Raw genomic sequence first — 14,440 nt, 5'->3', positions numbered from 1 at the left:
GATGTATACGGCGCGCAGAGCATGTGCGTGAGGCCCGCAGGTGGCGGGAACCCACGGGCCTCAACTAACCCACGGGCTAAACCAGCGTGAAGCGGCCGACAAGGCGCGTGCTACCGCTGACAAAACGCGATGCGCGCGAAGCTGCCATCAACAAGGACGCAGCACAGGTCCGGACTCCGGCGCCGTCACGTTCACCGCCGGCCGCGCGTCAGTTCAGCCCGCCGCGCCGACGGGCGCAAGGTTCTGCCCACGCATCCGCTGGGAGATCACCTGGGTGATGCCGTCGCCGCGCATGCTGACGCCGTAGAGAGCGTCGGCGATCTCCATCGTCGGCTTCTGGTGGGTGATGACGATCAGCTGACTCTTCTCGCGTAACTGCTCGAACAGACCGATCAGGCGGCGCAGGTTGGTGTCGTCCAGCGCGGCCTCCACCTCGTCCATCACGTAGAACGGCGAGGGCCTCGCGCGGAAGATGGCCACCAGCAGAGCGACCGCGGTGAGCGACTTCTCGCCGCCGGACAGCAGGGAAAGCCGCTTGACCTTCTTGCCCGGCGGCCTGGCCTCCACCTCGATGCCGGTGGTGAGCATGTCGGAGGGGTCGGTCAGCAGCAACCTGCCCTCGCCACCGGGGAACAGTTTCGCGAACACCCCGACGAACTCGCGCTCGACGTCGGCGTAGGCCTCGGTGAACACCTGCAGGATGCGGGCGTCGACGTCGGCGACCACGTCCATCAGGTCCTTGCGGGCGCTCTTGACGTCCTCCAGCTGGGTGGCCAGGAAGTTGTAGCGTTCCTCCAGGGCCGCGAACTCTTCCAACGCAAGGGGATTCACCTTGCCGAGGGTGGCGAGGTCCTTCTCCGCGCGCTTGGCGCGCCGCTCCTGAGTCTGCCGATCGTAGGGCATCGGGGCGGGGACGCTGACCTGCTCGCCGCGCGCTTTGGCCTGTTCGTACTCCTGCATCTCCAGCTCCGACGGCGGCAGCGGCACGTCCGGACCGTACTCGGCGATCAGGTCGGTCAGCGCTATGCCGAACTGCTCGGCGATGGTCGCCTCCACCTGTTCGATGCGCAGCGCCGCCTGGGCTTTGGCCACCTCGTCGCGGTGCACCGCGTCGGTGAGCTGGGTCAGCTGCGCGGTCAGCGCGCGCGCACGCTCCTTGACCTGCTCGACCTGGGCGGCGCATTCGGCGCGCCTGCGCACCAGCTCGTCGCGTCGGGTACCCGCCTCGCCGACCACCTTTTCCAGTTCGGCGGCGATCTTCGCACCGGATTCCGCCACAGCGGCGGCCACCTCGGCCGCCCTCTTGCGCGCTGCCTGGGCGCGCTCGGCGCGAGCACGGGTCTCCCGTTCGGCGCGAGCGGCCCTGCGCAGCGAATCCGCCTTGCCGCGCACCGATTCCGCGCGTTCCTCGGCAGTGCGCACGGTGAGCCGGGCCTCGACCTCCATCGAACGCGCCTCCGCGAGTGCGGCCGCCGCCTCCTCGCGCTCGCGGCCCGCGGATTCGGTGCCCGCCGCGCCGATGCCGTCGGCGTCGACCTCGGACTGTTCGAGTTCCGCGTGCCGCAGGCGATCCTCGAGCTCGGCGAGCGCGGTGAGCGCTTCCTCCCGGCTCGCCTCGGTTTCGGCGCGCTGTACCAGCAGACGCTCGCTGTCGGCGTGCGCGGTGCGTGCGGTCTGGCCGAGCCTGCCGAGCCGGTCGTAGATCGCGATCAGCGCCTGGTCGGATTCGTGCAGCGCCAGCAACGCATGGTCGACGGCGTCCTTGCGGTCGGCCTGCTCGGCGAGGGCGCCGGACAGCGCCGCCTCCAGTTCCTCGGCGCGGCGCTGCGAGGCGACCAAGTCCGCCTTTGCCGCGTCGATATCGGCCTGTATCTCCAGCTGGCTCGGCGCACGATCGGAACCGCCCAGCAGCCAACCGTTTCCGGCGAGATCGCCGTCGCGGGTGACCACACGGACGCCGGGCGCCGCGGCCACGACCGCCTGAGCCGCGGCCAGGTCGTCAGCGACGGCGATTCCCGCGGTCAGCGCCGTGATCGCGCCGCGCACGCTGTCCGGGCAGTCCACCACGTCGGTCAACCACCGGGCGGAACCGGGTAACGCGCCGAGCTGGGGCCGGTGCTCGCCGTCTACTCCGAATACCACCGCGGCACGCCCTCCGTCACCGCCCTTGAGCGCGCGGATCGCGGCATGGGCGGATTCACCGGTGTCAGCCGCGACGGCATCGGCGAGCGGGCCGAGCGCGGCGGCGACCGCCGCCTCGAAACCGCCGTGCACGCGCAGTAGCGCCGACAGCGGGCCGAGCAGCCCCTGCGCGCGGTTCTCCACCAGCCAGGCCACGCCATCGCGGCGTGCCAGGTTCATGCCGAGCGCCTCGATCCGCGCGGTCAGCGACGCCACCCGCTTGCTCGCGTCACGATCCTGCTCACGCAGCTCGGTGACACGCTGATCGGCCAGCGTCAGCGCCTGCACCGCGTGCTCGTGTTGCGCGTCCAGCCCCGCCTCACCTGCGTCCAGTTCGCCGAGTTCGACCTGCACGGCATCGAATTCGGCCTGCGCGGCCTCGCCGCGGTGCCTGGCGTCGGCGATGGCGACCGAGAACCTGGCGATCTCCGCGTCCACCGACTGGGCCTTGGTGCGCAGCGTGTCGACCCGGCCGGACAGCCGGGCCAGCCCCTCACGCCGATCGGCGATCGCCCGCACGGCGGCCAGATGCGCCTGCTCGGCGGCCTTCGCGGCCTGTTCCCGTTCGGCCAGCTGCTCCCTGGCCGCATCGAGGGTTTCGGCGGCGATCTCGACGGCCTCACGCAGTTCGGCTTCCTCGGCTTCGACGCGTTCGGCCTCTGCCTCCAACTGTTCGGGGTCGCGGCCGGTGCCGACCGGCGTTTCGGTGTCGAGATGACGCGCACGGTCGCCCGCGATCCGGATCGTCGCGTTGACCCGCTCGGCCAGCGCGGAGAGCTGGAACCAGATCTGTGCGGCGGCCTCGGCGCTCGGGGTCAGGCGGGACAGCTGAAACTCCTGCTGGGCCAGCGCGGCGTTGGCGGCGTCCAGCTCGGACTGCACGGTGATCTGCTGCTCGCGGGCGTAGGCCTCTTTGCTCTGCCGGCTTGCCAGCTCCTGGCGGCGGGTGACCAGGTCGTCGGCGGCGAGGCGCAGGCGGGAATCGCGCAGGTCGGCCTGCACGGTCTGTGCTCTTCGGGCCACCTCGGCTTGCCTGCCCAGCGGTTTGAGCTGGCGGCGCAGCTCGGTGGTGAGGTCGGTGAGGCGGGCCAGGTTGGCCTGCATTGCCTCGAGCTTGCGCACCGCCTTTTCCTTGCGCTTGCGGTGTTTGAGCACCCCGGCAGCCTCTTCAACGAAGGCGCGGCGGTCCTCCGGGCGCGATTCCAGGATTGCCGACAGTTGTCCCTGTCCCACGATCACATGCATCTCACGGCCGATGCCGGAGTCGCTGAGCAGTTCCTGCACGTCCATCAGCCGGCAAGAGCTGCCGTTGATCTCGTATTCGCCCGCGCCGTCGCGGAACATGCGTCGGGTGATGGACACCTCGGCGTAATCGATCGGCAGCGCGCCGTCGGAGTTGTCGATGGTCAGTGTTACCTCGGCGCGGCCGAGTGGTGCGCGACCCGTCGTGCCCGCGAAGATCACGTCCTGCATCTTGCCGCCGCGCAGCGCCTTCGCACCCTGCTCACCCATGACCCAGGTGAGCGCGTCGACGACGTTCGATTTGCCCGATCCGTTCGGACCGACCACGCACGTGATGCCGGGCTCCAACCGCAGCGTCGTCGCGGACGCGAAAGATTTGAAGCCCTTCAACGTCAGACTCTTCAGGTGCAAAGTCGACGACCTTTCCGTGTTCTGCCTGGTGATCAGAGAATCCGGCGACCAGTCATGGTATCCGTCGAGTGCCGGGCACTCCCGACGCGGGGCTGAGCCGCCTCTGCGGGTCCGCAGGCCGTACCAGTCAGGTATCACGGAAGTTGCGTTCAGGTCCTGCGTCGAGTGCCGCCTGACTTCTGGCGTACCCGGCGAGTTGCTCCCCCGCCTTCCCGGGTGCTCGGGCCGTACCAGTGGGGTGTCACGGGAGTTGCGTTCAGGTCCTGCATCGGGTATCGCCCGGGTTCTGGGCGTACCCGGCGAGTTACCCATGTGCTTCCTGAGATCAGTTGTCGCGTTGCGAAACCATTTGTTGCGCGGCGAGCATTCGCGTCGTAGTCCGATCGGTTTGCCGAATCGGTCCGCGTCGTCGTCTGCGGCACCGAATCGGCCGGCGCGAACGGTTGCCAGCTCATTGCGGCGGATCGCAGGACAAACCTGCTGTCCGAGAGGTCTCGACCATGCACTGACGCCGCGCCGTCCGGGCACATACGATCCCTCTGATTCACCAGCGAAATGTTCGGGAGCGCAACAGCATGCCTGCCCCCTCACCAGGGACCAGCACAGCGTTCCGCCTTGCCCGCATCACGGCGCTGGTGCTCGGCTGCCTGGTGTTCCTCTACGCGTGTGAGCGCAGCAAAAGTGCGGTGCTGAGCGATGTGTGGGTGGAGGTGGCCGTCGCGGGCGGGTTCGGGGTGGCCGGACTGGTCGCGGCGTGGTTCGAGATCGCACTGAATGCGCGGAACCGGCAAGAGGACGCGGACTGGCGACGCGCCGCCAGCGCATGGGACGACGACGAGGCTCCCATTCATGGGAATTTCTCCGGCCGGTCCGGGGAGCTGGACGACGACAACGCACGAAGCGACCGCGCCGAGCGAACCGGCCGGCCTGCGCGACCGGATTCCGTGCTGTCACTCGAGGACGACGACCGGCTCGATACCTCCACGCGCGCCAACCTCACCGCGTGGATTCCACGCACGTTGCGGAGCGGCTGGGCCGACACAGCGGATGCCGACGAGCCCGCGCCGCCATTGCTCGCCAAGTGGAGTGCCCTGACGAAATGGGTGCGCCGCACCGAGCCGGACGTCGATCTCGTCGACGACGAGATCGACCACGTCGAGCGCACCGAAACCGGGGAGCTGGTAGTCGAATCCAGCGGATGGAGCATGCGTGCCAGAATCGTCCGCTCCGGCGATCTCGTCTTCCACCGACGTGAGCGCGGTGGCGCGCACCCGCAACCCGAATGGAAGTGGACGTTCCACCCGGACGCGTTCCCCGCGATCCGCACCGCGCTCGGCGCCACGACCGGCGATCTTCTGGACCTGCTCGAACAGGCCATTCCAAGGCTGGAGCCGGGTGCCCGCCACGATCCGGGTGCTTGGCTGCGCGCCCACGACATTCCGGCGATGTACCGCGAGAAGGGCGTCAGCGCCGCCGAGGTGACCCGGGAACTTCCCGTGCTCCGGCCCGGCCTGCCCGCGCCTGCTTCCAGCCCCGACCGACGACCACGAGGCCACGAGTGGCCCACCACCGCGCAGCCAGATCGTCGACGCGACGACCGCACCGACTACGACGAATTCGCCACACCCGACGACCAACCGGACACTCGCGATGAGCGAGCACGCCGATCCAGGCAATACCCATCGCCCGCCTACGAGGCCGCGACACACCGCCGGCCGCCCACAGATCGCCAACCCGGGCGGCAACGAGATCCCTACCCGCCCCTGGATTTCGAGCCCGCGCGACGCCGTGCGACGCCGTCGACTCCGAATGAGCACACATCCCGGCCCCGTGCTCGGTTCGCGCCGTCCGACCACCATGCCGAACCGTCGCACGACCAACCCGCCCCCGGACGCCGCGGCGGGCGCGACCAGCCGCCCCCAGCGCATGAGCCGACCTCCCGGCGCAGGTGGTAGGCGCGACCCGAGACGCGAATCGGCGCTGCCCCGGACGATTCGACCGACAGCGCCGAAAGGATTTCAGCTCGTACGGCGGCCACCCTCGAAGCCGGCCACCATACGGAACGCGAGGACCGCACCCCACGGGCCGATCACCCACACCGGCCAGAAATAGGTGAACTCGCCGACAGAGAGCGAGATCGCTGCCCAGATAGCCAGCACGAGCAGGCTCACACCGAGCCAGGTCGTGCCCTCGATCCGCTGCCAGAGCGGGAGGCGGGTCCACATGTCGGCCGGTTCGGCGACCTCCTTGGCGAGCTCGGGCAGATCGGACAGCACCAGGTTCAGGTCGTCGCGGGTGGTGGTGGCATACACCTGGCCGACGCGCTGGTCATATTCGGCGAGATCGATTCGTCCGTCCGACAGGTGCCTGCCGAGCAGCCGCACCACCTTGTCCCGTTCGGCGTTCGAGGCGCGGGTACCGGTCGCGATGTCCATGCCGTTCCTATCGACGTTTTCACACTCCATAGTGGAATATCATTCCAGCATAACCCTCTAATGTGGAACGTCAACCTGCGCGCCCTTCGTCAACCGGCCGACTGGATCGCCGTTGGCCACCGACAGCAACGCGAACGCGGTCGGCAACCGTAGCTGACGACCGCGTTCGTGCGCTGGTCAGCCGCGATACGGGTAGCTGCGGTCCAGATCCAGATTCAGTCGCAAAACATCAACCCGCGGCTCACCGAGGAAACCCATGGTTCGACCGCTGGTATGCGCGTCCACCACCGCACGAACCTGCTCCTCGGAAATCTCGCGTGCCTGCGCGATCCGGGACACCTGGATCGCCGCGTACGCCGTGGAGATGTTCGGGTCCAGCCCGCTGCCGCTCGCGGTAACGGCGTCGGCAGGCACGGGCGGGTCGGCCGGGGCATCGCCCTGGATCGGAACGATGCGGCCGATGGAGTAGTCCCTGCCCGGCTCGGCGCATTCGACCCGGACCCCGCGGTAGTCGGCCAGGAACGGCCGCGCCGGGCACGCCTCGTTGACGCTGACGACTTGCGCCGGATGCGGCACGTCACCGTAGGCGTCGCGCGACCCGATCAGCGAGAGCACGGCGCCCACACCGCTTTTCGTGCAGTACGGGCGGCTGCCATCGACCCGTTCCCGCTCGCCGACCTCCTTGCTGCGGGTACACACCGTGGTGAGCAGACTGGTGCGTGAGGCGGTGTCGACAATGTCCTCCGGACCCAGATTGCTCGCGGCCGTGGACATCGGGTCGTAGCCGTCCCCCGCCGTGGACGGGCGGCTCTGGAAGTACTGCACCAGCGCCGCGCCGCCGGAATCGGTGAACGACTGTCCGATCAAGCTGGAGCCCACCACTCTTCCGTTCTCCGCGAGCAGCGAACCATCCGCCTTGTCGTGCAGTCCCGGAACCTGCGCAACAGCGAAAACCGCCAGCGGATAGACGATTCCGGTGATCACGGTGAGCGCTAGCACCGCGCGCAGCGCGGCGAGATGCTGCCGGATCAAGGTTGAAAGGCGCATGTCAGGACATCCCGGGGAGGAGTTGGACGACGAGGTCGATGAGTTCGATGCCGATGAACGGCGCGATGATGCCGCCCAGGCCGTAGACGGTCAGGTTGCGGCTCAACAGTGCCGACGCGTTCGAGGGCCGGTAGCGCACGCCGCGCAGCGCCAGCGGGATCAGCGCGACGATGACGATCGCGTTGAAGATCACCGCTGACAGGATCGCCGACTGCGGGCTGGCCAAGCGCATGACATTGAGCCGATCCAGGCCGGGGAACAGCGGGACGAACAGCGCGGGAATGATCGCGAAGTATTTAGCGACGTCGTTGGCGATGGAGAAGGTGGTGAGGGCGCCGCGGGTGATGAGCAACTGCTTGCCGATCTCCACGATCTCGATGAGCTTGGTCGGATCGGAGTCCAGGTCCACCATGTTGCCGGCTTCCTTGGCCGCCGAGGTGCCGGTGTTCATCGCGACACCCACGTCGGCCTGGGCCAGCGCAGGGGCGTCGTTGGTGCCGTCGCCGGTCATCGCGACCAGCCGCCCGCCGTCCTGTTCCTGCTTGATCAGCGCCAGCTTGTCCTCCGGCGTCGCCTCGGCGAGGAAGTCGTCCACCCCGGCCTCGTCGGCGATCGCCTTGGCGGTCAACGGGTTGTCGCCAGTGATCATCACCGTGCGGATGCCCATCCTGCGCATCTCGTCGAACCGCTGCCGCATGCCCTGCTTCACCACATCTTTGAGGTGGATCACGCCGAGCACCCTGGCCGCTCCGTCCGCGATCTGTCCGACAACCAGCGGAGTTCCACCCGCGGCGGAAATGCCGTCGACCGTCGCTCCGAGTTCGTCGGGCACCGAACCACCGTGCGCACGTACCCATTCGGTGACCGCACTCGCCGCACCCTTGCGCAGCAGGCGCCCGTCGACGTCGACCCCGGACATCCGGGTCTGGGCGGTGAATTCCACCCACTGCGCGTGCGTCAGTTCGCCCGGCGTCCGCTCCCGCAGCCCGTATGCCTGCTTGGCGTACACCACGATGGAACGGCCTTCGGGTGTCTCGTCGGCCAGACTGGAAAGCTGTGCGGCGTCGGCCAATTCGTCCTTGCTCACGCCGGGCACCGGGACGAACTCCGACGCCTGGCGGTTGCCGAGGGTGATGGTGCCGGTCTTGTCCAGCAGCAGCGTGTTCACGTCGCCCGCGGCCTCGACCGCACGGCCCGACATGGCCAGGACGTTGCGCTGCACCAGCCGGTCCATGCCCGCGATGCCGATGGCCGACAGCAGCGCGCCGATCGTCGTCGGGATCAAGCACACCAGCAGCGAGACCAGCACAATGCCGGTGACGCCGTGCACGTCCAGCGCCGACGTGTCCGCCACCCCAGGGTTGTTCGCCTTGCTGAACATCGCCATCGGCTGCAACGTGACGACCGCGAAGACGAAAATGATCGTCAGCGCCGCGAGCAGGATGTTCAGCGCGATCTCGTTCGGCGTCTTCTGCCTGCTCGCGCCCTCCACCAACGCGATCATCTTGTCGATGAAGCTTTGACCCGGCTCCTGGGTGATGCGCACGACGATCCGGTCCGACAGCACGGTGGTTCCGCCGGTCACCGCCGAACGGTCGCCACCGGACTCCCGGATCACGGGCGCGGATTCGCCCGTGATCGCCGACTCGTCCACGGATGCGATGCCCTCCACCACGTCGCCGTCGCCAGGAATGACCTCCCCTGCCTCGACGACCACGTGATCGCCGCGGCGTAGATCCGGCGCGGCGACCGACTCTTCGTCCGCCCGGGCACCCGGCGACCAGTCGGGCAGCCGCCGCGCGACCGTGTCGGTCTTGGCCTTGCGCAGCGCGTCCGCCTGAGCCTTGCCGCGGCCCTCGGCGACCGCCTCGGCCAGGTTCGCGAAAATCACGGTGAGCCACAACCACACGACGATGGCCCAGGCGAAAAAGCTCGGATCGGTCAAAGCGAGGACGGTCGACCAGACCGCGCCCAGTTCGACGATCAGCATCACCGGGTTGCGCCACAGGGTGCGCGGATCGAGTTTGCGCACCGCGTCCGGCAGCGAGGTCACCAGCATCGTGGGGTCGAGCACACCCTTCGGGACGCCCTTGTCCCGCCGTTGTCTTTCGGGCTCGGACTCCGCGGAGATGTTCTTTTCGATTGCGGGACTGGTCATTTCAGTGGATTCCTTCGGCGAGCGGCCCCAGCGCGAGTGCGGGCAGGAAGGTGAGCGCGACCAGGATCACCGTCACACCGACGACCATGCCGACGAACTGCGGCCGATGCGTCGGCAGGGTGCCGATCGACTCGGGGGTGGTGCCCTGCTGGGCCAGCGAACCTGCCAGTGCGAGCACGAAGATGATCGGCACGAAGCGGCCGAACAGCATGGCGAGGCCGAGCGACGTGTTGTACCAGTCGGTGTTTCCGGTCAGGCCCACGAACGCCGAACCGTTGTTGTTGGCCGCTGAGGTGAAGGCATACAACACCTCCGACAGGCCGTGTGGCCCGGAGTTCAGCATGCCCGCCCGTGGCCCCGGCAATGCCATCGCCAGCGCCGTGCCCACGAGCACGATCAACGGGCTGATCAGGAAATACGAGGCGGCGAGCTTGATCTCTTTCGGCGTGATCTTCTTACCGAGATATTCCGGTGTGCGGCCGACCATCAGACCCGCGACGAAGACCGTGATCACCGCGAGGATCAGCATGCCGTAGAGCCCGGAGCCCGTCCCGCCCGGCGCGACCTCGCCGAGCTGCATGTCGAACATCGCCAGCAGGCCGCCGAGGCTGGTGTAGGAGTCGTGGGACGAGTCGACGGCGCCGGTCGAGGTCAGCGTCGTCGCGGACGCGAAGGTGGCCGAGTTCGCCACCCCGAAGCGCTGTTCCACACCTTCCATCGACGCGCCGATCGCGGTCGGCACGGTCCCGTGGTGCTGGAGCTGAACCAGGTTGGTCAGCGTCACGCTGATCAGCGCGATCGTGCCCATCACCGCGACGATCGCGTAGCCCTGCTTACGGCTGCCGACCAGCCTTCCGAACGTGCGCGGCAGCGAGAAGCTGATCACCAGCAGCAGGAAGATCTCCACCCAATTGGTCCAGGTACGCGGATTCTCGAACGGGTGCGCCGAGTTGGCGTTGTAGAAGCCACCTCCGTTGGTGCCCAGCTCTTTGATCGCCTCCTGGCTGGCCACCGGACCGCCGGTAACGATCTGCTGGGTGCCGTTCAGCGTCCGCGCGACCTGGTCGTGCACGTGGAAGTTCTGGATCGCGCCGCCCGCGACCAGCACGATCGCGAAGACGAACGCGAGTGGCAGCAGGATGCGCAGGGTGCCGCGCACCAGGTCCACCCAGAAGTTGCCGAGGTCGCCGGTGTGCCTGCCCGCGAACCCGCGCACCAGCGCCACCGCCACCGCCATCCCGACCGCGGCGGAGACGAAGTTCTGCACCGCGAGCCCGGCCATCTGCACCAGGTGTCCCTGGGTCGATTCACCGGAGTAGTTCTGCCAGTTCGTGTTCGTCACGAAGCTGACCGCGGTGTTCCAGGCCAGCGCGGGCGTCATCTCGGTACCGGGACCGTTCAGGTGCAGCGGAAGTCTGCCTTGGACCAGCTGGAAGAAGAACAGGAAAAGGACGCCGACCGCCGAGAAAGCCAGCACACTGCGGGCGTACACCGACCAGGTCTGCTCGACATCGGGCTGGGCGCCGGTCGCCCGGTAGACGAGGCGTTCCACGCGAGAATGCTTGCGGCCGGAGTACACCCGGTACATGTAGTCGCCGAGCGGCACGTGGACCAGCGCGAGCGCCAGGACCAGGGACGCCACGAAGGCGATCCCCGCGGTTGTCGTGCTCACCTAGAACCTCTCGGGAAACAGCAGCGCCGCGACCAGGTAGACGGCGACACCAACGGCGAGAATCAGACCGACGAGATTCGCGATCACAGTTTCTCCACCCCGCGCTGGACCAGTCCGAGCAGCGCGAACGCCGCCACGGTGAGCGCCGTGAACAGCACGACAGACATGACTCGCCAACCTCCATCCGCGCGCCGGAGTGGAGCGCGCCAGAGCGAGTCAAGCGCCCAGGCGACGGTACGAGGCGATTCCTTACAACTCCTTAGCGCCCAGGGATTCCGCATTTGCGGTTCGTTAACGGCATAGCTGTACCCACGAGTGCACACCTGCACGACCGTGTCCCCCAGGGCCGGTCGGCCGGAACGCCGAAAGGAACCTGTCAAAGAAGAGCGCTCGACCGTCAACAGACCGTAAAGATCAGGGTCGGTGGGTACCACGGCGGTAGAAGTGGAGAGCCGGTCAGGCGGACGACTCCAGCACAACCGGCGGTGTCTCATCGGAAGAAGGGTTGTCATGTCAGCAGTCACCATCGCCGTTCTCGTCGGGTTCGTGTGCTGTGCACTGGTCATCCGGGTGCTGGGCAGCCGCGCACAGCCGCGCCGCCCGCAGGTCGTGGTCGTCGCGGGCCGACCGTGCCCAGCGGTGGCCACGAACGAGCCGGGTGCGTTCGATGTCTGAGCGCCGGGCGCAGCACGCCGGTTCGGAGGGTTGCTCGGCCCCTGACCCGCGGCGCGCGATGATGAAGGCGTGAAACGCGGCCAGCTGCGCATCTACCTGGGTGCCGCGCCGGGAGTCGGCAAGACGTACGCCATGCTCGGCGAGGCGCACCGGCGGTTGGAGCGCGGCCGCGACGTGGTGGCCGCGATCGTCGAGACGCACGGCAGGGAGAAGACCGCGCGGCTGCTCGAGGGCATCGAGCGCATTCCGCCGAAGCTGATCGAGTACCGCGGCACCACGCTCCCCGAACTCGACGTCGGGGCTGTGCTGCGACGCGCGCCCGCGGTGGTGCTGGTCGACGAGCTGGCGCACACGAACGCACCGGGCAGCACGCACGAGAAGCGCTGGCAGGACGTGGCGGACTTACTCGACGCCGGCATCGACGTGATCTCCACGGTCAACGTGCAGCACCTGGAGAGCCTCAACGACGTCGTCGAGCAGATCACCGGCATCCAGCAGCGCGAAACTGTACCAGACGCTGTGGTGCGCGGCGCGGACCAGGTAGAGCTGGTCGATATCACACCGGAAGCGTTGCGGCGCCGACTGTCCCACGGCAATGTGTATGCCGCCGAGAAGATCGACACGGCGATGCGCAACTATTTCCGGCCGGGCAACCTCACGGCGTTGCGCGAATTGGCGCTGCTGTGGCTGGCCGACCAAGTCGACGCCGCGCTGGCCAAGTACCGCGCCGATCACAAGATCACCGAGCTGTGGGAGGCGCGCGAGCGGGTCGTGGTCGCGGTGACCGGCGGCCCGGAATCGGAGACCATCGTGCGCAGGGCCAGCCGGATCGCCACGAAATCCAGCGCAGACCTGGTGGTCGTGCACGTCGTGCGCGGCGACGGGCTGGCCGGGGTCTCCACCGAGCGCCTTGCCCGGCTGCGCGAGCTCGCGGCCAGCTTGGACGCCTCCCTGCACACCGTTACCGGCGACGACGTGCCCTCGGCCCTGCTGGAATTCGCGCGCGAGGCGAACGCCACTCAACTGGTGCTGGGCACCTCGCGTCGCTCGCGCTGGGCACGGATCTTCGACGAGGGCATCGGGTCCGCTGTGGTGCAGCGCTCGGAGAAAATCGACGTGCACATGGTGACGCACGAGGAAGCCCACCCTGGTTTTCTGCGCCGCTCCGCACTGCGTACACGCAGGCCCGTGCCCGCCTGGCTCGCCGCGGTCCTCGTGCCTGCGCTGGTCTGCGCGGTCAGCGTCGCTTACCTGGACGACGTGCTGGATCTCGGCGGTATCAGCGCGGTGTTCGTTGTCGGCGTCGTCGCGGTGGCTCTGCTGGGCGGCATCGTGCCCGCGTCGGTTTCGGCGCTGCTATCCGGCCTGCTGTTGAACTGGTTCTTCGCGCCGCCGCGCCACAGCCTGACCATTGCCGAGCCGGACAGCTTCGTCACCGTGGTTGTACTGCTCATCGTCGCCGTCGCGGTCGCGGCACTGGTCGACGTGGCCGCGAAGCGGACAAGACAGGCGCGCAAGGCCTCTCGGCAGGCCGAGCTGCTGACCATGTTCTCCGGCGCCATCCTGCACGGCGCCGATCTGCCCAAGCTGCTGGAGCAGATCAGGGAGACCTTCGCTCAACGCGCGGTCAGCCTGGTGGCGGGCGACCGGGTGCTGGCCGAGATCGGCGTCGACCCGCCACGCCTGGCCGCCGACGCGAGCACCGTGGTCGAGGCGGGCGACGCGCACCACTGGCTGCTGCTCGCGGGCCGGCCGCTGGCTGCTGCCGACCGTACAGTCCTCAACGCGGTGGCTAATCAGGCCGTCGGACTGGTGCGGCAGTCCCGCCTCGCCGAGGAGGCCAGTGCCGCGGCGGCGCTGCTGGAGGCCGACCGGCTGCGTCGAGCGCTGCTCTCGGCGGTCAGCCACGACTTGCGCACGCCCCTGGCCGGGGCCAAAGCCGCCGTCTCCAGCTTGCGCAGCGACGACATCGAATTCTCCGCGGAGGACACCGCCGAGCTGCTGGAGACAATCGAGGAGTCGGTGGATCAGCTCACCGCGCTGGTCGGCAACCTGCTCGACTCATCGCGGCTCGCGGTCGGCGTGGTGACGCCGCAGCTGCGGCGGGTGTACCTGGACGAGGTGGTGCACCGCGCGCTGGTGAGCGTCGGAATGGGCGCGCGCGGGCTGCGGCGCGCGGCAATGGACCGGGTCGAGATCGAGGTCGGCGACGTCTCGGTGCGGGCTGATAGCGGCCTGCTGGAACGGGTGCTGGCCAACCTGATCGACAACGCGCTGCGTCACGCGCCGCGCGAGACCCCGGTCCGGATCACCGCCGAGCGCACCGGAGACCGCGTCACGATCGCGGTCGTCGACACCGGCCCCGGCGTCCCACACGGTGCGGAGGAGCAGCTGTTCGAGCCGTTCCAGCGCCTCGGCGACCGGGACAACACCACGGGTGTCGGGCTCGGACTGTCGGTGGTACGCGGGTTCGTCGAGGCGATGAGCGGGACAGTGCACGCCGATCCGACGCCGGGGGGAGGATTGACCATGCTGGTCGAGCTGCCCGGGGACGAGGTGTCGACCCCCGACAACGCGGGCGCGGATGTCTCGCGTGAGACGACAAGCGCAGGTGAGTGA

General features: G+C 68.5%; 9 protein-coding genes. 3 read left to right on the top strand and 6 right to left on the bottom strand.

All coding sequences use genetic code 11. From position 1 onward, the window contains the following. Positions 1-213: 213 nt before the first annotated feature. On the bottom strand, positions 214-3,834 hold the full coding sequence (gene smc, locus AB0H00_RS11020) for a chromosome segregation protein SMC (RefSeq protein WP_357264296.1): 3,621 nt from the start codon (positions 3,832-3,834) through the stop codon (positions 214-216). A 575-nt stretch (positions 3,835-4,409) separates the two neighbouring features. On the opposite strand from smc, the gene AB0H00_RS11015 reads away from it, so the two are divergent. After that, positions 4,410-5,789: a hypothetical protein gene (locus AB0H00_RS11015; RefSeq protein ID WP_357264293.1), complete on the top strand. Its 1,380-nt coding sequence runs from the start codon at positions 4,410-4,412 to the stop codon at positions 5,787-5,789. Between the two features lie 63 nt (positions 5,790-5,852). Here the strand turns inward: AB0H00_RS11015 and AB0H00_RS11010 are convergent, their stop codons facing one another. The 5 genes from AB0H00_RS11010 to kdpF form a co-directional block, all read right to left on the bottom strand. Continuing rightward, positions 5,853-6,269: a DUF1707 domain-containing protein gene (locus tag AB0H00_RS11010; RefSeq protein ID WP_357264290.1), complete on the bottom strand. Its 417-nt coding sequence runs from the start codon at positions 6,267-6,269 to the stop codon at positions 5,853-5,855. Positions 6,270-6,446: 177 nt separating this feature from the next. Continuing rightward, complete coding sequence (locus AB0H00_RS11005; protein WP_357264287.1) at positions 6,447-7,316, bottom strand: potassium-transporting ATPase subunit C; 870 nt, start codon at positions 7,314-7,316, stop codon at positions 6,447-6,449. A 1-nt stretch (position 7,317) separates the two neighbouring features. Beyond that, positions 7,318-9,474, bottom strand: a complete 2,157-nt coding sequence (gene kdpB / locus AB0H00_RS11000; RefSeq protein ID WP_357264284.1) for a potassium-transporting ATPase subunit KdpB — start codon at positions 9,472-9,474, stop codon at positions 7,318-7,320. A gap of 1 nt (position 9,475) precedes the next feature. After that, complete coding sequence (gene kdpA, locus AB0H00_RS10995; RefSeq protein WP_357264281.1) at positions 9,476-11,146, bottom strand: potassium-transporting ATPase subunit KdpA; 1,671 nt, start codon at positions 11,144-11,146, stop codon at positions 9,476-9,478. After that, positions 11,147-11,233: a K(+)-transporting ATPase subunit F gene (gene kdpF, locus AB0H00_RS10990; RefSeq protein WP_357264407.1), complete on the bottom strand. Its 87-nt coding sequence runs from the start codon at positions 11,231-11,233 to the stop codon at positions 11,147-11,149. A gap of 423 nt (positions 11,234-11,656) precedes the next feature. Here kdpF and AB0H00_RS10985 point away from each other — a divergent pair, with 423 nt between their 5' ends. Next, positions 11,657-11,821 carry a hypothetical protein gene (locus AB0H00_RS10985; RefSeq protein WP_357264279.1) on the top strand — a complete coding sequence of 55 codons (165 nt, stop codon included), beginning with the start codon at positions 11,657-11,659 and terminating at the stop codon, positions 11,819-11,821. Between the two features lie 69 nt (positions 11,822-11,890). Further along, a complete protein-coding gene (locus AB0H00_RS10980; protein WP_357264276.1) occupies positions 11,891-14,440 on the top strand; it encodes a sensor histidine kinase KdpD in 2,550 nt (849 codons plus the stop codon).

Source organism: Nocardia sp. NPDC023852 (assembly GCF_040639505.1).
Lineage (GTDB): Bacteria > Actinomycetota > Actinomycetes > Mycobacteriales > Mycobacteriaceae > Nocardia.
Note: the sequence above shows the minus strand (reverse complement) of the source record. Positions and strands in the feature narration are given on the sequence as shown.